This window comes from Streptomyces sp. NPDC048825 (assembly GCF_043198355.1).
GTDB lineage: Bacteria > Actinomycetota > Actinomycetes > Streptomycetales > Streptomycetaceae > Streptomyces > Streptomyces xiangluensis.
The window spans coordinates 771,001-790,791 of sequence record NZ_JBICUR010000001.1 but is presented as its reverse complement, the minus strand read 5'-3'; the positions used below and the strand labels follow the sequence as shown (position 1 = coordinate 790,791).

The following is a 19,791-nucleotide window of genomic DNA, read 5'->3' as shown; positions in this document are numbered from 1 at the left end:
CAAGGGTCCGACCAGCCCTGGCGGTGAGGGGGAGAGCGCTGTCCCGCATGTGCGGGGCCAACGGATCCGGAGGGGCACCATGCAAACAGTCACCAAGCAGGCCACGGAGTGGCTGGCCGCCGCCGCGACCGACCCGCGCGACTGCAAGCGGCGGTGGCAGGGATACGAGGGGATCGCGGTACTGCCCTGCGGACGGTTCTGGGACGTGCTGAGTGTGCCGGAGGAACTGGGCGTGCCGGCTCTGGACGCCCTGCTGTGCATCCCGCAGGCGCCCGGCCCCGTACTCGCGGACACGGGCGCACGCAGGGTGGGCTTCTTCCTGCCGCCGGATCCCGAGGGCCGCTGGGTCGGCTCGGATGTCCGGTACCTGGGCAAGGGAGCCTGGATCACGGTGCCGGCGCCGGATCGGATGCCAGGACGCTTCCGATGGCTGGTACCGCCCGACGGCACCGGGACGCTGTTCGTCCCCGCCGCAGTGGAACTGGCCCTCCAGCAGGCCCTCGGCACCCTCGCTGCAAGGGCCTCCACAAAGGCCGCCGCACGGCGCCGCTGCCCGACGTGCGGAACAGCGACCGCGGCAACGAGTTAGGCAAGTCATGTGACAGGACCGCCGCCTCATGCGAGGCGGCGGTCCTTCTGCCATCGTTCCCGGTCCGGGAACGGTCAGTCGAGAGGCGGCCCTTTAAAAGACCGCGGTCGCGCCCGGCAGGCAGGTGAACACCGAAGATCCTTCGCTTGTCACGACGCTGCAGGCAGGCACGCTCACCACGCCGCCGAAACCGCCGCCGAAACCACCCCCGGAGGAGCTGCTGGAGCTGGCGCTCGAGCTGGAACTCGAGCTGGAACTGGGGTTCCCGTCGCCGTTGCCGTGGCCGTGCTTCTTTATGCCCTTGCCCTTGCCGTCGTGGCCCTGGACGACGGCGTGGTCTCCGGGCGCGGCGAAGGCGGCGGGCGCCGACAGGGTCAGAGCGGCCGTGGCCAGCACGGCTGAGCCGAGCAGTACTCGAGCAGAACGCATGGTCGCGTATTCCTTCCGACACCGACGATCGCTGGTCGATTGCCAGCAGACGGGATCGCCGATGCATCTCCCTCAACGTCAACCACTTCCGGGGTTCCCCACCACCGGGGCTCGCCCATTTGTATGAGGTTTGCATGAGGTGTCACCCCGTTTATATGAGGTGCAGCTCCTTCTGGTCGGAACAGGTGAATTACCGCGACGGCGCGGCACAGTGGCCGCTGGTGGTGCGGTGACAGTCTGTTAGAACTTCTCCCGCAAGCAGTAATTCATGCGGAGACGAGAGGAATTCCATGCCTACGATCAGCTTCGACGAGCTCGACAGCCTGACCGGCGAGATGTTGCCCGAGCGTTCGGTGCTGTCCACGGTGGTTCCCGTCGGTAACCTCGGTGGCCACGGCGGCGGCGGCGACGGTGTCGGGTCCGCCAGCTCGGGCAGCTCCAGCTCAGCGGTCGCGGAGGGCGGTGACGCCGCTCCCCGCGGCGCCCTGTCGACCTCGGCCTGCCAGTCCGTCAACAACCTGGGCTCGCCCGGGCTGGTCAACGGCGGCACTCCGCTCGGCGGCGCCCTGTACCCGAACTCCAGCCTTACCTGTATTCCGGCTTCGACTGCCGTGTTCTAGGAACGTGTTCGAGCGGCCGAGGAATGGACGGGCTCTTGCTCATCCATTCCTCGGCCGCTCGTCCTATTGTCCGGCCGAATACCCCACAGCGGGCTCGAACTCCAAGGAATCAAGAATGGGAAACATGTCTGCCGTCGACTATCGGGAACTCGACGAACTCTCCGGTGAGTTGATCCCCGGCAAGTTTCTGCTGTCACTGATTGATCTCAGCAGGCATACGACATTCAACTTTCCCCAGGGCGGGGGCAATGTGGCTTACGCATGCCAGGCCACGAACTCCCCGGGAGTGCCGGACGCCTTCGGCACTTTGGGTCTGGGCGGCGGCAGCAGCATGACGTGTATTCCTGCCGCGGTCACCAGCCGCTGAGCCCTGGAAACCCTGCGAGAACCTGCGAGGGACCTCGCCCTTGCGTGGCGGCCGGCTGCGTTCCACCGCCCGACGTCTGGAGATTGACATCAGTACGCGAGTATCCACGCCCGATGCCCGGGACGGCCTCGTTTCCTCCACCGCGGTGCCCACCCTCACCGAAGGCACCGAGCTGGTGGGCGAGTTCGCGGGATCCGGATATCGCAACCCTCCGCTACTGGTCTACCGCTTCGACGGTCAGGTGATCCACCTACCGCCCCTTCTCTACCAGACCGCTCAGATCCTGGACGAGCTCTCCAGGGCAGCGAAAAGACCGTTGAATGGGCGTCAGCTGACGTCGCGTGTCGCACGCGAACTCAGTCGTACGACGGGCCGCACCTTCAGAGCCGAGCACGTGACCTTCCTGATCGACCGCAAGCTGGCGCCGCTGGGCATCACCACCTACACCGACGGCTCGCAGCCCACCGTCACCAAGAGCGAGCATCCCTTCCTGGGCCTGCGCTTTCGTGCCGCACTCGTCTCCGAACGGGCCACCTGGTTCATCAGCGGACTGTTCTCCTGGCTGTACCGGCCCCTCATCCTCGTCGTGGCCGTCACGGCGATCGTCGCCAGTGAGATCTGGCTGTTCAGCACGCAGAACATGGGCCAGGCGATGGCGCACGTGATGGCCAACCCGGCCGGCATCCTGCTCGTGGTGCTGCTGACCCTGGCCTCCGCCGCGTTCCACGAGGTCGGTCATGCCGCGGCCTGCCGGTACGGGAAGGTGCCGCCCGGAGCCATGGGATGCGGCATCTATCTGGTGTGGCCCGCCTTCTACACCGACGTCACCAACTCCTACCGACTGAGCAAGAGCGGACGTCTACGCACCGATCTGGGCGGCGTCTACTTCAACGGCCTGTTCATCCTCGGCCTGGTCCTGCTGTACCTCCACACCGGATCCCCGCTGCTGTTGGTGACCTTCCTGCTCGTCAACATGGAAATGGCACAGCAGTTGTTGCCCACGCTCCGGTTCGACGGGTACTACATCGTCTCCGACCTGGTCGGAATTCCGGACCTCTTCAAGTACGTCGGCCCCATTCTCAAGCGGACCATCCTCCGTCGGCCCGCGGACGAACGGCTCAACGCCCTCAAGCGCTGGCCCCAGATCGTCGTCACCGTCTGGGTGCTCACGGTGCTGCCGGCGATTGCGATCCAACTCGGCATCGTGTTCGTCCGGCTTCCGGATCTCGCAGCCACTGCCTGGCAGACCATGGTCACGCTGGCCAGTGGCGCTACTACGGGCAGCAACCCCGTCCTCGGCGTGGCCTCGGCCTGCGTACAGATCCTCTTCCTGCTGCTTCCCCTGCTCGGGCTGGTCCTGATTCTGTGGCAGTTGCTCGGCCTCGCCGCCCGGATGCTGCGCAAGCGCGTTGCCGGCGGGGCACTGCGCGGATTCCTGCGCCGGATCCGTGGCCGGGTGCCGGCACCCCTGTGGTGGGGTGGCCTGGCTGCCGCGGCGGCGGTGACGCTGGAGTCCCTGGTGTCGTCGCCGGCCCGCCCCTCGACGCAGCTCCCCGCAGTCCCCAAAGCCACGCCGTCGGACTTCACTCCAGAGGCCACCGCATCCCCGGAAGCGTCCGCCACCTCGAGTCGGCCACCGGCCAAGGCACCGACCTCCCCCGTACCGGCACCGGAGCGAACCAGCATCGGCAGCGGTGCTCTCATCGCACTCCCGCCCCCACCAGCCGTGGACACCGCACGCCCCCGGCCCGCCTCCCCTCGCCCACACCCCCGCCCGGAGGCACCGGCGTCGACTTCCCCCGCGCCGGCCCCTGCCCCCACGAGCGAAGGCACTCCGCGAAAGGCGCCCGCCACGCACCCCGCTGACCCGCAGACCGTTGCCCCGCAGACCGTTGACTCACCGCGACTGCCCAGACGGCCCTTCATGCGCGTATGCCACCCGCCCAAGAACCTGCCCCTGCCGGAACTCGCCCCGATCTGCCGCTGAGAACACGGGGTCGTAAGGGCCGCTACGGACACCCCCAGGTCTCCGGAAGATCACCTACCGGTCTCAACAGGCGCCCGCCGTGCCCGCTTCGAGATCGATCCGCAACGCCCCGTGCCGCACACCTCGGCCCTCTCCGGCGTCACAGTCACAGACGTCGACGTCAACTCAGAGGGGGCCCACATGGGCGAGTACCGGACGACACACCGAACACGGCGACCGCGCGGCGCACTTGCCGCTCTGACGGCTGCGGGCTGCCTGCTGCTCGCCGCATGCGGCTCGGGCGCCGGCGAGTCGTCGTACGACGGCAGCAACAAGACCAGCGACACCGAGCGCTTCCCGGCTCCAGCCCCCGCGCAGCCGACCGGCCCCGCCGGCACCGACGAAGGCACCACCCCGGGCGAACAGCAGGGCGAAATCCGCGAGAGCACCCCGCCTCCCGCCGACTACCTCTCCACGTTCGCGCTGGACGTCGACACCGCCTCGTACGGGTACGCGCGCCGCACCCTCGCCGACGGCCGGCGGCCCGACCCGGCGACCATACGGCCCGAGGAGTTCATCAACAGTTTCCGCCAGAACTACGAGCGTCCCGACGGCGACGGCTTCTCCGTCACGGTCGACGGCGCGCGTACGGACGCAGGCGGGGAGAGCGACGACTGGCGGCTCGTGCGCGTCGGTCTCGCCACGCGCCCGGCCGAGGACAGGGGGGAACGGCCGCCCGCCGCCCTCACCTTCGTCATCGACGTCTCGGGTTCCATGGGCGAGCCCGGCCGGCTCGACCTGGTCAAGAAGTCCCTCGGCGTGATGACGGACGAACTGCGCGACGACGACTCCGTCGCGATCGTCACCTTCAGCGACGAGGCCGAGACCGTACTCCCAATGACCCGCCTCGGCGACAACCGCGACCGCGTCCACGACGCCGTCGACACGCTGGAACCCACCCTCTCCACCAACCTCGGCGCGGGCGTCGACACCGGATACGCCACCGCCGTCGAGGGCCGCCGCGAAGGCGCCACCAACCGTGTCGTCCTGCTCTCCGACGCCCTCGCCAACACCGGTGACACCGACGCCGACTCGATCCTGGACCGTATCTCCGACGCCCGCCGCGAGCACGGCATCACCCTGTTCGGCGTCGGCGTCGGCAGCGACTACGGCGACGCCCTGATGGAACAGCTCGCCGACAAGGGCGACGGCCACACCACCTACGTATCGAACGAAAAGGACGCCCGCACGGTCTTCGTCGACCGTCTGCCCCGCAACATCGACCTGACGGCCCGTGACGCCAAGGCGCAGGTCGCCTTCGACCCGCAGACGGTCGAGCAGTTCCGGCTCATCGGCTACGACAACCGCCAGGTCGCCGACGAGGACTTCCGCAACGACAGCGTCGACGGCGGCGAGATCGGCCCCGGCCACACGGTCACGGCCCTATACGCCGTCCGCACCAAGCCCGGCGCCTTCGGCCACCTCGCCACCGCGACCGTCCGCTGGCTCGACCCCGACACCCGCACCCCGCACGAGGAGTCGGCCCAGCTGGAGTTCGAAGCCCTCAACCAGCCCCTGTGGAGCCGCGACAACGCCCGCAACGGACTCCAGGTCACCGCCATAGCCGCCTATTTCGCCGATGCCCTTCGCTCCGGCGACTCCCGCTGGTCCAGTCTCCCCGCTGCCCCCTCACTGCCTGAACTGTCCGACCGCGCAGACGAGTTGGCCGACACCACGGAGTCCGAGGAGGTACGCCAACTCGCCGACACGATCGAACAGGCCGGGCGCCGGTAGCGGACTAGGCGGGCCTGAGCCGGTAGGCGTACGTGTACGACCGGCCGGAGTGCAGCAGGTACTTCTCCAGCGGGGCCGCACCCCACGAGTCGATGCCGCCCACACCCATCTGCCGGTGGTTGACGCCCAGCACGGTCTCGTCGCGCCGCTTCAACTCGTACGGATGACGCGGCCCGTCGAGATCGAACGGCGAGTAGTGCAGCGCGCTCGTCTCCAGCAACGGCTCGCCGTCCGCCGGATCGGCGGCCACGGTGAGCCCGTCACCGGCACGGTCGGTCAGCGACAGGTGGCGTACGTCCGTCATGTTCCCCGTCTGCTGGGGACGGACGTACGGCGCCACCTGATCGTCGACCGTGGACCGCCAACGCCCCACGAACGCGGACGTCTTGCGGTCCCAGTAGTTCTCGTGCGGCCCACGCCCGAACCAGTCGAGCCGCTCGTAACCCCCGGGAGCCGTCAACAGGGCGCCCACCATGGGCAGATCGGGCAACCCCGAGGCCGCCTCAAGTGTGTGCCGCACCCGCACTTCGCCGTCCCCGCGTACCCGGAATTCGGTACGCCACGTCGAGGCGCTCGGCGAGGTGGGCAGCGTACAGCCGACCTCGATGACGACCTCGCCGGGTGAGGGCTGCGAGGCCTTGACCGACGTCACGGTGCGCTTGGCTCCCGCGTCGCGCCACGTGCGCGCCGTGTTCTGGAATTTACGGCCGATGTCGTTGTCCGTCGGTGCCCGCCAGAAGTTCGGCACGGGGCCCTCGGCGAGCAGAAGCCGGCCGCGGAAGACGTACGAGGAGAGCGTGCCGGAGGCCTTCGACAGCACCACCTCCACGTTGCGACCGCTCACCTTGACCTCGCTGTCGGTCTCCGTCAGCGTGAGGTCGCCGCGCGGTGCGGGTTCGGTGGGCGCGGGTGCCTGCCAGTCCAACGCCAGCTGTTCGGCGGCTACTTCATGCCCGGCGTCGGCCCAACTCGTCTTCTTCCGCAGCACGAAGGAGAGGTTGAGGAAGTACTCCGCCCCGGGTTCGAGCGCGGGCGGCTTCCGATACGGGATGCGTACAGTGCCCTCCTCGCCCGGCACGACCTTGGGTGCCGCGAGCGTGCCGTGCTGCACGCGAGCGCCGTCCCGTGTGACGGTCCACCGCAGCTCGTACGCGTCCAGGCCGCTGAACAGGTGCTTGTTGCGCACCTTCACCACACCGGCGGCGAGATCACCGGCCGTGATCCCCACCGGCTGGTAGACCTTCTTCGCCTCCAGCAGCCCCGGATGTATGGCACGGTCACTCGCCACCAGGCCGTTGCAGCAGAAGTTCCCGTCCGTCGGATAGCCGGGCTTCCAGTCGCCCCCGAACGACAGGTACGTGCGTTTCGGGTCGCCGGGCACAGGCAGCCGTATCGTCTGGTCGGCCCAGTCCCAGAAGAACGCGCCGTGCAGGTTCGGATAGCGCTCGATGATCTCCCAGTACTCGGGGAGGTTGCCGCCGCTGTTGCCCATCATGTGCGTGTACTCGCACAGCATGTACGGCTTCGGGTTGCCGGACCTGCCGTACCTCTCGACGCCGGCCGGGCTGGTGTACATCTCGCTGTGCACGTCGGTCACCGCGTTCATGCCCTCGTAGTGCACGGGCCGCGAGGCGTCGCGCGCGTGCACCCAGTCGGCCATGACCTTGAAGTTCGAGCCCTGGCCAGCCTCGTTGCCGAGCGACCACACGACCACGCAGGCGTGGTTCTTGTCCCGCTCGACCATCGAACGCAGCCGGTCCACGCACGCGTCGGTCCACTCGGGCAGCGAACCCGGCACGGTGTCGCGTACCCCGTGCGTCTCCAGGTTCGCCTCGTCGACGACGTACAGCCCGTATTCGTCGCACAGCTCCAGCATCCGCGGATGGTTGGGGTAGTGCGCGGTGCGCAGTGCGTTGATGTTGTGACGCTTCATCAGCAGGATGTCCTGCACCATCCGCGCCTCGTCGACGGCCTGCCCGCGGTCGGGGTCGTTCTCGTGGCGGTTGGTGCCGCGGAACATGATCGGCTTGCCGTTGACGGTGAACTTGCCGGGGCCGTAGTCGACTTGACGGAACCCGATCCGCTTGCTGTGAATGTCGACGACCTTACCGGAGCCGTCATTGAGTGTGACGACCAGGGTGTAGAGATTCGGCTGCTCGGCCGACCACAGAGCAGGCCCCTTCACCTGGCCCTTCAGCGTCACCGCGTCCTCGACCGCGTCGGCCAGCTTCAGCACACGCCGTCCGCGGGCGTCGAACAGCTCGGCCACGATGCGATGCCTTGTGACCGACTGGTCGCCACCCCGGTTGCGTAATGCGACATCGACGCTCAGCACGGCGTCGCGGTACGCGGAATCAAGTTCCGTGCGCACGAACAGGTCGTCGACGTGCATCTGCGGAACCGAGTACAGATACACGTCGCGGAAGATCCCGGACAGGTCGATCATGTCCTGGTCCTCCAGCCAACTGCCGTCGGACCAGCGGTAGACCTCCACGGCGAGTGTGTTGCGCCCGGACTTCAGATACGGGCTGATGTCGAACTCGGCGGGTGTGTAGCTGTCCTCGCTGTAACCGACGCGCTTGCCGTTGACCCACACGAAGAACGCGGACTTCACGCCCTGGAAGGAGATCAGTGTGCGCCGTTTCTTCCATCCGTCGGGGACGGTGAAGGTACGGCGGTACGAGCCGACGGGGTTGAAGTCGTGCGGGATCTGCGGGGGCGCCGGGTTCTCGTAACCGATCCACGGATACTTGATGTTGAGGTAGATCGGCTCCGGGTAGCCCTCGATCTCCCAGTTCGACGGGACGGGGATGCGGTCCCAGGTGCTGTCGTCGAAGCCGGGTGCGTGGAACCCGGTGGGCCGCTGGTCGGGGTTTCTCGCCCAGTGGAAGCGCCAACTGCCGTTCAGCGAGCGGTAGTACGGCGACTTCGCGAACTGCCCGCGCCGGGCGTCGGCGGTGGTCGCGTACGGCACGAGGCGGGCGGCCCGGGCCGGCTCTCTGTTGACCTGGAAGACCCTCGGACTCGCGTCCCACTCGTCCCCCTCGGCGGCGAACGCCCGCTTCTGCGCGGCGAACGCGGCTGTCCCTGCGAGGGCCGCTCCTGCGACGAGGACGTTGCGGCGGCTCGGACGGTATGTGCTCATGCGGCGGCTCCACCGGAAGGCAACACGAAGCCTCAGCGTCGAACGGAATCGCGCAGGGCGCAAGACCTCCTCCGCCTCATAAGCCTCTGGGGGCGCCCGCAGGTCTTTGGGGGCGGGGCTGTATCAATGTGCGGCTCCGCCGCGTGGGCACGACAAGCCACGACGAACTGCACTCGCCCATGAACCGAACTCACCCCTGGGTAGGCGCCGCCCGTGCCATCGCCGGGGGCAACCGGTTCGAACACAGCCGAACAACCGATTGAACTTCCGCTACGCACGAGTAAGTTGACGCCCGCGTAAGTACGTATCGCATCGCACCACCGCAAGTGAGCCGCGACCGGGGAGCCGTCATGGGCGTACGCAAAGATCTGAAACAGGCCAAGAAACGTACCGACCTGGCGAACCGCACCAAGGTCGAGATCGTCAGGGACCACCAAGGCGTCGTCCGCGAGGCCCGTATGCCGCCCCTCGCACCGAGGGCCACCACCGGCAGCATCGCCGACCTGCCCTACATCAACGCGGCCGAGGCCCCCGACGCCGTGATCCTCCGCCGCAGCGCGAACGACACCTGGCATCCGGTCACCGCGGAGGCCTTCGCCGGCGAAGTCACCGCTGTTGCCAAGGGGTTGATCGCGGAGGGTCTCGAACCAGGCGGCCGAGTCGCGCTGATGTCCCGTACCCGCTACGAGTGGACGGTCCTCGACTTCGCGATCTGGGCGGCCGGCGGCCAGTCCGTCCCCATCTACGCCACGTCCTCGGCCGAGCAGATCGAGTGGATCGTCCACGACTCGGGCGCGCGCTTCGTCATAGCCGAGACCCCCGAGAACGCGGAAGCGGTCACGGCCGGCACGGCGGACCACCCGGATCCCCCGCGCGTATGGCAGATCGACGAAGGCGCGCTCCCCGAACTCACCGCCCGTGGCCGGAACATCCCCGACGAGGAAATCATCAAGCGCCGGGAGGACCTCACCTCCGGCACGCCCGCGACGATCTGTTACACCTCCGGCACCACCGGCCAGCCCAAGGGCTGCGTCCTGACCCACGCCAACCTGTACGCCGAGGCCGCCAACACGGTCGAACTCCTGCACCCCATCTTCAAAGAGATCACCGGCGAGGTTGCCTCGACCCTCCTCTTCCTGCCCCTCGCCCACATCCTGGGCCGCACCATCCAGATCGCCTGCCTGATGGCCCGTATCGAGCTGGGACACTTCCCGAGCATCACGCCGAACGAACTCCGGCCCGCGCTCAGGGAGTTCGGCCCCACCTTCCTGGTCGGCGTCCCGTACCTCTTCGAGAAGATCCACGCCACCGGCCGCGCGACCGCCGAACGGATCGGCCGCGGCGCCTCCTTCGACCGTGCGGACCGCATCGCCGTCCGCTTCGGCGAGGCCCACCTCAACAGGTTCCTCGGCCGCGGCCAGGGCCCGAACCCGGGCCTGTACGCAGCCTGGGCTCTGTACGACCTGCTGGTCTACCGCCGCATCCGCAAGGAACTGGGCGGCCGCATGCGCTACGCCATCAGCGGCGGCTCCCCCCTCGACCGCAACCTCAATCTCTTCTTCTACGCGGCCGGAATCATCATCTACGAGGGCTACGGCCTGACCGAGACCACAGCCGCCGCAACAATCGTCCCGCCGCTGAAACCCCGCCCAGGCACGGTCGGCCTCCCCGTCCCCGGCACGGCGGTCCGCATCCACGAAGACGGCGAGGTCCTCATCAAGGGCGGCATCGTCTTCAACGCGTACTGGAACAACCCCGCCGCCACAGACGCCGCCCTGACCGACGACTGGTTCGCGACCGGCGACCTGGGCGCCCTGGACGAGGACGGCTACCTCACCATCACCGGCCGCAAGAAGGACATCCTCATCACGTCGGGCGGCAAAAACGTCTCTCCCGCCATCCTGGAGGACCGCCTCCGCAGCCGCCCCCCGGTAGGCCAGTGCATACTCGTCGGCGACAACCGCCCCTACGTAGCCGCTCTGATCACCCTCGACCGCGAGGACGTAGCCCACTGGCTCCACGTCCGCGCAATGCCCGCGGACACCCCCATGTCCGACCTCATCCGCGACCCCGCCATGCGAGCCGACGTCCAGAAGGCAGTGGACTACGCGAACCAGGCGGTCTCCCGCGCCGAGTCGATCCGTGAATTCGTCCTCCTCGAAGGCGAGTTCACCGAGGAAAACCGCCTGCTCACTCCTTCTCTGAAGGTCAAGCGTCACGCGGTGACAAGGACGTACGCGGCTGAGATCGAAGCGCTGTACGGAAACTGACACTGACGCACATGAAAGTGCGGGCATGCGGGGGATCACCTGAGTGGAGCAACGCATTTTGCATGATTCGTGCACCCGTGATCACATCTTCCCGAAATGGCGTGTAAGGGACACTTAGGCGCCGTGATTGAAGGCGACCGCCTGTGGCGGTCTGCCCCAGTGACACTTGGGAGTACTCCATGCCTCACCGCATGCTCCGGTCGGCAGTCACCGTGCTGCTGGCTTCCGCACCGGTCTTCGCCGCGGCGCCCGCGCAGGCGGCCGCGCAACAGGGCTTTCCTTGCGAGGCCGACATCCAGAAGGTCGACAAGGAGGCGACCAGCGAGATCACCCTCACCATCGATTGCCCCAAGGATCAGACCGTCGATGCAAAGATCATCACCGGCGGGAACGAATCGAGGCTGCGACAGACCGTTCCTGCCGGTGTTCGACAAAACTCCACCTTCACCGTGAACAAGGTCCCGCAGGTCTGCGCCGAGCTGGAGGCCGACCGCAAGAGCACCACGATCTGCGCATCCTGACGGTGCCCCCTCGTCGGCGCCTGTCTGATGGCACGGCAGCCGCCGCTCTTCTCATGGCCGCAAGGCGTGGGGAAGCGGCGGCTGCTGCTGTTTAGGCCAGCAGCGCCACTGTCGAATGGCAGACGGTCGCCTCCTTGGGTAAAGCAGTACGTGTTTCAGGCAGGAATAGAGAACTGCTGCTGAAGTACTGGCCACCGCCCCGCGCGTTCGGGCTGTGTCATTGCTCTATTTGGGCGACCGACCCGTTGTGGCCTGGGGATTCGATAATCCGCATCGTCTTTAGTGCGGGGCCATGTGGATGAAGTTCCGAGTGCAGGGCTCTTTGAAGTTGTGCGGCCTTCCACGTCAAGGCAATATCGGTTTTGTTCTTCCAACGGGGAAGAAACAGAACGGAGATGTGACGTGCGTAAGAGCATGATGCGGGGCGCTGCCGTGACCGTTGCGGCGCTGGCCCTCCTCGCGGGATCCGCCTCGGCCGCCAGTGCTGGGGAGTACAGCGACGAAGACACCATTGTCATCGAGAACAACAACACCAACACGAACGAGAACACCAACACCAACAGCAACACCGCCACCGCCACCGCCACCATCACGCCTGACGACGACCTCGCCGCCGGTGCCGGGGCTGCGGACGCCGCCGCGGCGGATGCTGGCGCTCTTGGCGCCGTGAGTGGCCTCCTGAGTGGCCTGGGGCTGTGACACTGGGCTGAGCCCTATGGAGCCGGCTTGCGCACGTTCGAGTCCGGCTCGGCGGTCACTCGATTCTTTTGGGGATCGTGGCCCGACCTGAAAGCGTCTTTCCCTGACGGGCGGATGAGGTGACATCCTCATCCGCCGAGGGAGAGACGCTCCGGTCGTGCGCCGCGAGCCTACGGCGAATGCGCGGCATCGAGCCGCGCATTCCGCTGCTTGGCGGCTGCCGCAGTAGTGACGGGTGGGCTGAGCCCTCTGGAGCTGGGTTGTGCCGTGCCATAACGTCGGTGACCCAATTGGGCAGCGCACGCGTGTTGCGGGTCCGTGCGCCCGTGATCACATCTCCCGAAAACCTAAGGGATATTTTAGGTACTTGGAACCTAGGGGCCGACCGCCTATGGCGGTCGGCCCCTATTGCTATCCACGAGGAAAGATGTCTCATCGCATGCTTCGTTCGGTGGCCATCGTGCTCCTGACTTCCGCACCGCACTTCGCGTTCGGGCTGGAGTTCGAAATGAACGGTGATTCAACTCCGCTCCCCGCCCGTCAGTCGTTGTTCCATTGAGTGGACGGCCGGATGCACCGTCTCACGCGTAGTGCAGGGCCATATGGATGAAGTTCCGGGCCAAGAGGCATATGAAGTTGTATGGCCTTCCGTATCGGGGCAATATCGGCTTCGTTCTTCCAGCGGGGAAGAAACAGAACGGAGATATAGCATGCGTAAGAACATGAAGCGTGGCGCTGCCGTGACCGTTGCGGCGCTGGCCCTCCTTGCGGGATCCGCCTCGGCCGCCAGCGCTGGCGGCGACGGCGACAAGGACATTTTCATCGTCAACGAGAACAACAACACCAACACGAACGAGAACACCAACACCAACACCGCCACGGCCACCGCTGCCCTTGACCTGGACGACCTGCTCTGACCCCTGTGGGGCCGGTTTGTGATCGTTCGAGTCCTGTTCGGCGTTCACTCGGTTCTCTTGGGGATTGTGGCCCGGCCTGAAAGTGTCTTTCCCTGGCGGGCGGATGGTGTGACATTCTCATCCGCCCGTCGGAGAGGCGCTCCACTGGACTGGCGGCGGGGTCACGGCGAATGCGTGGTATTGCCGATCGGCCTGCGGTCACGTCCCCTTGTCGGCGCCCGTCTGGTGGCGCGGTAGCCGCCACTCTTCCATGACCGCAAGGCGTGGGAGGGGCGGCTGCTGCTGCGGTATGGGCTGGCATTGCCACGAACAATGGCAGACGGTCGCAGTTCGGTAATCCATTCCGTCTGTGATGCAGGGCCATTTGGATGAAGTTGGGGGTGCAGGGCCCTTTTCAAGTTGTGCGACCTTCCGCATCAGGGAAATATCGGTTTCGTTCTTCCAACGGGGAAGAAACAGAACGGAGATATGACATGCGTAAGAGCATGAAGCGGAGCGCTGCCGTGACCGTTGCGGCAGTGGCCCTCCTTGCGGGATCCGCCTCGGCCGCCAGCGCTGGGGATTACGGCGACGACGAGACCAACATCGTCATCGAGAACAACAACACGAACGAGAACACCAGCACCAACACCAACACCAACACTGCCACCGCCACGGCCGCGGTCGAGCTCCCCGTCGTCTGAACGACCTGAGCCCTCTGGGCCCAGGTTTTGATCGTTCGACTCCAGTTCGGCGGTCAGGGGCCTCTCTCGATTCTCTTGGGGATCGTGGCCCGACCTGAAAGCGTCTTTCCCTGACAGGTGGATGGGGTGAAAACCTCATCCGCCGAGGGGGAGGCGCTTTCCATTTCCCAAGGTGTCCAGCAGCGAGAAATCGCCACGCCATAGGTGATCGCGCAACGTAGCGCAGTTCGGAGGGGACATGAGTGACACGGTGATCCTGCCGCGTTGCCCGGATACGGGGAAGGCGTCATTCCGTGCGGAGGACGAGGCTCGTGCATGGCTCATCAGGCAGCCGCTGATCCAGAAGATTCCGGACCGGATCTATCAGTGCCCCGGGTGCCGGTACTGGCACTTCACCGGGTCGCATCATCTGACCAGTCAGAAAATCCAGTCGCGGCGAAACTATGGCAGGCGTGAAGCCGCTCCCCGGCGCAGTCGTAGGAAGAGAGGGAGGAACTGACGAGAGAGCCAGTTCTTTCGCCCCCACCGTGCCGCTGTCGGAAGACCAGTCGAACGGCTGAGGCACAGGTCGGCTTGGACCGGTTCCTTCGGTTTCAATGCCGGCTTCTCCCACTTATTTCGAGCAGGAAGACGACCAGATTGCGACAGAACCTGAGCAGGGGAATGGTCGTGGCAGCCGCCGCGACGAGCATTCTGTCCCTGTACGGCACCCCGGTGTTCGCGGACTCGCGTGCCGAGGGAGCCTCCGGGGCATCGTCCGGCGCCCTGTCGGGCGGCGACGTCGAGGCTTCGGTGGACGTTGACGCGGACGACGACGACAATTCCGTCGGTGTGAGCGCCGAGGTCGATGCCTCCGTCGAGTACCCCCGGAACAGTGGCTCGGACTCACGCGAATCGAATGGCGCTTCCCCCGGCGTCGATCACGGCGATGACAGCGGCTACGGGGACGACGACAGTGGCTATGGCGATGACGACGTCGGCTACGGGGACGACGAAGACAGTGGCTATGGCGACGACGACGTCGGCTACGGGGACGGCGGCGGCGACTCGCACACGCCGCCCGACGAGCCGTCGACGTCACCGCCTGCCACCACTCCGCCGGAGGTGACGACGCCCACGTCGCCGCACCCGTCCACCCCGGCTGCCGAGCCCCCTGCCGCCGAGCCTCCGGCGTTTGAGCCCCCGGCGGAGCCGCCCTCGCTCGCTGAGACCGGTGGTGATGAGCAGGTGCTCCTGGCCTCAGGTGCTGCCGCGCTGATGCTGGCGAGCGGCGCCATTCTGTACCGGCGAGGTCGAGCCGCTTCGCGGAGGTAACGGGGATTCACGCGGGAGTGCTTCCCTCGGGGGCCGGACGGAGACTCGTCCGGCCCCCGAACTCGTCCCCGGCCAGGGCTCACTCCTTGGGTGGTCAAAGCGTGGCCAGGCAAGGGACTCCGCTGGCGGGATCGCCGCACATAAGACTCGATGTCATGAACAGTCCGGAGAAATGGGCGGCAGTGCAGCCGTTACGGCCGCCGTTGATCAGCGGAGACGGGAGCAGCCATGGCCGCACGGTATCGGCGCCTCAGACGATGGCCCGTGTATGTGGCGGCCGGCATTGTTGCGGCGGCTGCCCTGTTGGCGGGAACTGGACACCTCTTGGGCAGCGGGGCGGAAGAGGACGCCAGGACGCCGGGTTCGGTACCGGCACCGGGGCCGCTACCGACTCCCGCACCGACAGCCACCGGTGCAACCCCCACCTCTTTCCCCGCCTTCGGGGCCTACCTGGACTACAGCTGGCGTGGTGTGGTCCGGACGGACCGGTTCAGTCGGTGGCTGGGTGGGGCCGAGTTGCGGGTGGGGCGTACGTATTTGGCCGGGGACCTCTGGAGCAATATCGAGGGCGCGCCCCGCTTCCTCGATGACTGGGCGAACTGGCGGCGGGAGAAGAGCAACCGGATCTTTGTGCTCAATGTGCCGATGATGGAGCGTAACGAGGAGGACGTCTCCGATGCCGAGGTGCGTCACTTGCTGCGTCGGGGCGCGGCCGGGGCGTTCGATGTGCACTTCCGGCGGCTGGCCGAGCGGCTGGTCGAGTTGGGGGTGCCGGACACCGTGCTCGTGCTGGGGTGGGAGATGAACGGCATCACGTACACGCATCGGTGCGGGCCGGACCCGGAGGCCTGGAAGGCGTACTGGAACCGGATCGTCGGCGCCATGCGGTCGGTGCCGGGGCAGGCCTTCCGGTTTGACTTCACGCCCAGTCGGGGGCGTGATGCCGTTCCGTGGACCGAGTGTTATCCGGGGGATGACACCGTCGACATCATCGGGATGGACAGTTACGACCAGCCGCGGGGGATGTCCTTCGACGAGCAGGTTTCGGAGCCGTACGGGCTGCAGAAGCATGTGGACTTCGCCAAGGAGCATGGGAAGCCCATCTCGTATCCGGAGTGGGGGCTGTTCCGTAACGGGGACAACCCGGAGTACATGCGGCGCATGCTTGCTTGGATGGATGAGCACAAGCCGGTGTACAACACGATCACCGACTACTGCCCGCACGGGGTGTGGCAGTGCGGGCGGAATCCGCGGGCGGCTCAGGTGTATCGGGCCGTGCTCTACGGACGTACCGGGACCGTGCCGCCGACGGCGTTGCCGGTGCCGACGCCAGTAGCAACGGCAGTTCCAACGCCCGTGCCCGAGCCCAGTCCTGAGCCTGAGCCCACTCCCGAGCCCCAGACCACCTCAGGCTGCCGCTCGTTGAATCTGGGTGACTGGGTCGAGTACTGGATCGGTGGAGAGCCCTGCATTCGCGAAGACTGGCGGAGTGACTGGTGGTCGTTCAGTTGGTGAGCGGGTTCTTCTGCCCGCGTACGAGTTCGCGGGCCCGGTTGCGCGCGTAGGCCTTGCAGGCGACCGCTGACAGGAGTGGGGCGCTGCGGCGTCGGGCCAGTAGCAGGCGCTGGTTGACCACGGTGTCGGGGCGCCAGCGGAATTTGTACGGCTCGGTTCCGCGCAGCAGGCTCAGTACCTGGCGGTCGTCGCGGGATACGTGATCGGCGCAGGCGTGCAGCAGCATGGTGGCGATGTCTGTCTTCCATTCCCGTAGGCGTGGATGGGCGCCGTAGAGGTAGTTGCCTGCCAGGTGGCGCGCGAGCAGGGTCACGTCGACTGCCAGTACGTCGGGACCGGCTCGGAACTCGGTCACCACGGCGTCCCCGGAACGGACCAGCGGGCCCAGCGCGCGAGACAGGTGCTCGTGGAAGCGGGGTTTGAGGTGTTCGGGGGTCACCTTGCGCTGCTGCCACTGGAGCCGGTGCAGGTCCAGCATGGTGCGTACGGTCGAGGCCACCTCTTCGGGGCGGACGAAACGGTGTTCGATGCCTAGTGCGGTGAGCTTGCGGAGCTTCGTCTGGACGCGTCGGGCGCGGCTGGTCGGCATGCGGGTGAGCAGCTCGTTCAGGGGGTGGGCGGGTAGTTCCAGGCACACCGAGTCGGGCAGTTGGAGCCTGGGGCCGCGCCAGTGCTCGTATACCTGCTCCACTGCGCTGCCTGGTCGGACCTCTCGGATGTCGATCAGTGTGGTGCGGGCGGCTGTCCATAGGGTCTGGGTGAGTGCGGCTGCCGCGCGGTCGGCGTGGTCGTCGTCGAGTAGTACGTCGCCGTAGTCGGAGATCGCGCCGCCCAGGGGGACCAGGCGGGGCAGCGGGCCTCCTGCGCACATCAGCGGGGCTGCCGCCCGCAGTTCGGCGCCTTCGCGGACCAGGACCAGCCGCAGTCGGCCCGGCGTGCCGTACGACGTCCACCATGAGTGCAGCCAGGCGTGGCTCTGGAACGGGGTTGCCGTGCCGCAGTTGCGGTACAGCCGGTCCCATGCCGGGGCCAGGGCGGTGAACTCGCGCTCGTCGGTGCACAGTTCGGCCCGCAGTGTGTCCTCGGCCGCCTGTACCGTCAGGCCGCTCACAGCTGTCCGTGTGCGTCGGCGGCGGTGGCCGGGCCGGGGACCACGGCCGGGTTCGCGCTGCCCGCGGTGGTGTGGCGCGGGCGGGCCAGCAGTGCGAGGCCGCCCAGTAGGCCGCCGGCGCTCGCGCCCACCAGGGTGGTCAGGGCCGGGGACGGCGAGGACGGGGCGGTCGGTTTGATGGCCCTGGAGAACTGGCGGAGTTCGATGTGCGTGGCGTTCTTGGTGCGGGTGGCGTGGCGGGTCATCGCGCCGGTGACCGCGTTGGCCATGTCGGCGGCCAGGTCGGGGCGGATGGACGTGGCCGTCACGGCGATCATCGGGGCGTCCGGTGAGGTCGCCGACCGTACGCTCTCGCGCAGCGTCCGCGCCGGAACGCCTGCCCAGACCTGGGCGTCGCCGAGTACCGCGAGTTGCGTGGCGACCCGGCCGTATGCCTGGGCGAAGCCGAGTGCGGCCTGTGGGTCGGACTCGGCGGTGGGAACGGCGACGACGTAGGCCGAGGCGGAGTAGGCGGGTGGTGTGAGGGCGCCGTATGCGGTACCGGCCAGGGCGCCGGTGAGGGTGCCGGCCGCCAGCAGGGACCAGGGGGGCAGGGCGCGCAGGCGTCTCAGTGCCCGCCGACGAAACGGAGCGGTTGCCTGGGGTGCCTGGGCGGCGGGGGAGTCGGTCTTGGTGGTCATCAGGGGATTGCTCCGAGGGGTGACGGGGACGAGACGGCGGACGCGTACACGTCCATGAGTTGTGCGGCGGTGCGCGTGATGCAGTAGTGGCGGGCGGCTGCGGGGGCCCGGCGGTCCGTCGGGCGGGAGGGGCCGTGCCCGGTCCGGGCGCGGGTCTCGGCCAGGGCGCGGGCGAACGCGTCCGCGCCGCCGCGTACCCGGCGGGCCCCTGTGGCGAGGCGTGGCGGGAGGTCCTCGACGGCCGGGCAGGAGCCATACAGCACCGGCAGGCCTGCTGCCAGGCCTTCCACGACGGCCAGGCCGAAGGATTCCTCCGCGCTCGGTGAGGCGAGTACGTCCATCGCCGAGGTCAGCGAGGGCAGATCCAGACGGTCGCGGGTGCCGTCGGGTTCGTACGGCTGCTCGCCCGTGAACAGCACCCGGCCGGTGACCCCGGCCCGCTGGGCGGCGCGTCGCAGCACGCTCTCCTCGGGGCCGCCACCGACCAGCAACAGGATGTAGTCGCAAGGGAGTTGGGCGAGGGCGTCGATCAGGACGCCGAACCGCTTGCCCGCGGTCAGCCGGCCGATGCCGCCGACGACGTACGCGTCCTTCGGCAGCCCGAGGCGGCGGCGGGTGCGTTCGCGGCGGGCCGGATCGAAGCGGAAGCGGGCCACGTCGATGCCGTTGGGCACGACCTCGATGCGCGGCTCGGGCACGCCCCAGCCGCGGAGCCGGTCGGCCACCGTGGGGGAGACCGCGACCGTGGCCCGGCCCAGCCGCTCGCTGGCCAGGTACAGGGCGCGCATGCCGGAGGTCAGGGTGCGGCCCTCCAACTGGGTGCCTCCCAGGGAGTGTTCGGTGGCCACCACAGCTCGTACGCCTGCCAGGCGGGCGGCGATTCTGCCGTACACGCAGGCCCGGTAGAGGTGGGTGTGTACGAGGTCGTAGCTGCCGTACCGGATCAGGCGGGCGAGGCGAGGCAGGGCGGAGAGGTCCTGGTTGCCGGACATGCCGAGGTGGACGACCCGGACGCCGTCCGCCGTCAGGCCCTCGGCGACCGGGCCGGGATTGGTGAGGGTCACGACGTCGCAGTTGATGGGCAAGTGGCGTAGGAGCAGCCGGAGTTGCTGTTCCGCGCCGCCTACGCCCAGGCCGGTGATGATGTGCAGGGCCTTCAAGCCGGGCATCG

At 67.6% G+C, this 19,791-nt stretch carries 17 protein-coding genes; 12 read left to right on the top strand and 5 right to left on the bottom strand.

The annotated features are described in order from the left end of the window. Nucleotides 1-79: 79 nt before the first annotated feature. Entirely contained in the window at nt 80-589 is a 510-nt protein-coding gene (locus tag ACGFNK_RS03660) for a hypothetical protein (RefSeq protein WP_386352668.1), read from the top strand. Between the two features lie 93 nt (nt 590-682). Here the strand turns inward: ACGFNK_RS03660 and ACGFNK_RS03655 are convergent, their stop codons facing one another. Beyond that, nucleotides 683-1,018 carry a hypothetical protein gene (locus ACGFNK_RS03655; protein WP_386352670.1) on the bottom strand — a complete coding sequence of 112 codons (336 nt, stop codon included), beginning with the start codon at nt 1,016-1,018 and terminating at the stop codon, nt 683-685. A 290-nt stretch (nt 1,019-1,308) separates the two neighbouring features. Between ACGFNK_RS03655 and ACGFNK_RS03650 the strand changes: the two genes are divergently transcribed. The 4 genes from ACGFNK_RS03650 to ACGFNK_RS03635 all read left to right on the top strand — a co-directional run bounded on the left by ACGFNK_RS03650 (nt 1,309) and on the right by ACGFNK_RS03635 (nt 5,765). After that, complete coding sequence (locus ACGFNK_RS03650; RefSeq protein WP_393411526.1) at nt 1,309-1,638, top strand: hypothetical protein; 330 nt, start codon at nt 1,309-1,311, stop codon at nt 1,636-1,638. Between the two features lie 124 nt (nt 1,639-1,762). After that, entirely contained in the window at nt 1,763-2,005 is a 243-nt protein-coding gene (locus ACGFNK_RS03645; protein WP_386352675.1) for a hypothetical protein, read from the top strand. Between the two features lie 145 nt (nt 2,006-2,150). Then, a complete protein-coding gene (locus tag ACGFNK_RS03640) occupies nt 2,151-3,992 on the top strand; it encodes a hypothetical protein (RefSeq protein ID WP_393411524.1) in 1,842 nt (613 codons plus the stop codon). Nucleotides 3,993-4,172: 180 nt separating this feature from the next. Then, entirely contained in the window at nt 4,173-5,765 is a 1,593-nt protein-coding gene (locus ACGFNK_RS03635) for a von Willebrand factor type A domain-containing protein (protein WP_393411522.1), read from the top strand. A gap of 4 nt (nt 5,766-5,769) precedes the next feature. Here the strand turns inward: ACGFNK_RS03635 and ACGFNK_RS03630 are convergent, their stop codons facing one another. Then, nucleotides 5,770-8,910 (bottom strand): glycoside hydrolase family 2 TIM barrel-domain containing protein, encoded by a 3,141-nt coding sequence (locus ACGFNK_RS03630; protein WP_393411520.1) that lies wholly within the window; start codon nt 8,908-8,910, stop codon nt 5,770-5,772. A gap of 350 nt (nt 8,911-9,260) precedes the next feature. On the opposite strand from ACGFNK_RS03630, the gene ACGFNK_RS03625 reads away from it, so the two are divergent. The 7 genes from ACGFNK_RS03625 (at nt 9,261) to ACGFNK_RS03595 (ending at nt 16,829) form a co-directional block, all read left to right on the top strand. Beyond that, entirely contained in the window at nt 9,261-11,180 is a 1,920-nt protein-coding gene (locus tag ACGFNK_RS03625; protein ID WP_393411517.1) for an AMP-dependent synthetase/ligase, read from the top strand. Between the two features lie 212 nt (nt 11,181-11,392). Then, the gene (locus ACGFNK_RS03620) at nt 11,393-11,701 is read left to right on the top strand and encodes a hypothetical protein (RefSeq protein ID WP_393411515.1); all 309 of its coding nucleotides are present in this window, start codon (nt 11,393-11,395) and stop codon (nt 11,699-11,701) included. A 402-nt stretch (nt 11,702-12,103) separates the two neighbouring features. Continuing rightward, a complete protein-coding gene (locus tag ACGFNK_RS03615; RefSeq protein ID WP_393411513.1) occupies nt 12,104-12,400 on the top strand; it encodes a hypothetical protein in 297 nt (98 codons plus the stop codon). 710 nt (nt 12,401-13,110) lie between these two features. Continuing rightward, complete coding sequence (locus ACGFNK_RS03610; RefSeq protein ID WP_393411511.1) at nt 13,111-13,317, top strand: hypothetical protein; 207 nt, start codon at nt 13,111-13,113, stop codon at nt 13,315-13,317. A 473-nt stretch (nt 13,318-13,790) separates the two neighbouring features. Next, nucleotides 13,791-14,000, top strand: coding sequence for a hypothetical protein (locus ACGFNK_RS03605; protein ID WP_386352698.1), 210 nt, complete (start codon nt 13,791-13,793; stop codon nt 13,998-14,000). A 663-nt stretch (nt 14,001-14,663) separates the two neighbouring features. Further along, nucleotides 14,664-15,314, top strand: coding sequence for an LPXTG cell wall anchor domain-containing protein (locus ACGFNK_RS03600; RefSeq protein WP_393411509.1), 651 nt, complete (start codon nt 14,664-14,666; stop codon nt 15,312-15,314). Between the two features lie 228 nt (nt 15,315-15,542). Beyond that, nucleotides 15,543-16,829: a glycoside hydrolase family 26 protein gene (locus ACGFNK_RS03595; protein ID WP_393411507.1), complete on the top strand. Its 1,287-nt coding sequence runs from the start codon at nt 15,543-15,545 to the stop codon at nt 16,827-16,829. Here ACGFNK_RS03595 and ACGFNK_RS03590 read toward each other — a convergent pair. From ACGFNK_RS03590 to ACGFNK_RS03580, 3 genes are read right to left on the bottom strand one after another with little or no spacing between them, the layout of a single operon-like run. Continuing rightward, a complete protein-coding gene (locus tag ACGFNK_RS03590; RefSeq protein WP_393411505.1) occupies nt 16,819-17,940 on the bottom strand; it encodes a GNAT family N-acetyltransferase in 1,122 nt (373 codons plus the stop codon). The two genes, ACGFNK_RS03595 and ACGFNK_RS03590, sit on opposite strands and share 11 nt — an antisense overlap. Continuing rightward, nucleotides 17,937-18,620 (bottom strand): lipopolysaccharide biosynthesis protein, encoded by a 684-nt coding sequence (locus tag ACGFNK_RS03585; protein WP_393411503.1) that lies wholly within the window; start codon nt 18,618-18,620, stop codon nt 17,937-17,939. The genes ACGFNK_RS03590 and ACGFNK_RS03585 overlap by 4 nt, the downstream gene beginning before the upstream one ends. Continuing rightward, entirely contained in the window at nt 18,620-19,780 is a 1,161-nt protein-coding gene (locus tag ACGFNK_RS03580) for a glycosyltransferase (RefSeq protein ID WP_393412152.1), read from the bottom strand. Before ACGFNK_RS03580 ends, ACGFNK_RS03585 begins: the two co-directional genes overlap by 1 nt. Nucleotides 19,781-19,791: the final 11 nt, after the last annotated feature.